The organism is Paraburkholderia sp. SIMBA_030, from assembly GCF_046535245.1.
Lineage (GTDB): Bacteria > Pseudomonadota > Gammaproteobacteria > Burkholderiales > Burkholderiaceae > Paraburkholderia.
Genome location: NZ_JAWRXB010000850.1, coordinates 1 through 261, shown reverse-complemented (window position 1 = coordinate 261; position 261 = coordinate 1). Strand labels below are relative to the sequence as shown.

The following is a 261-nucleotide window of genomic DNA, read 5'->3' as shown; positions in this document are numbered from 1 at the left end:
ACCGAAGCCTTCGCGCGCGACGACATGCTCGCGGCCGCGTGGCTCTCGGTGAAAGTGGCGGCGCTCGCGACGCTGCTCGCTGTGCTGCTCGGCACGGCGGCGGCGGGCGCGCTGTACCGGCGCAACTTCTTCGGCAAGGAAGCGATTACGTTCGCGCTGATTTTGCCGATCGCGCTGCCCGGCATCATCACCGGCATCGCGCTGCTGTCCGCGTTCAAGACCGCGAATCTCGACCTGGGCTTCTGGACCATCGCGGTCGGG

General features: G+C 68.2%; 1 pseudogene. It reads left to right on the top strand.

Annotated elements, in window-relative coordinates:
* Positions 1-261, top strand: a pseudogene (locus SB772_RS42405) (ABC transporter permease); the annotation flags it as partial.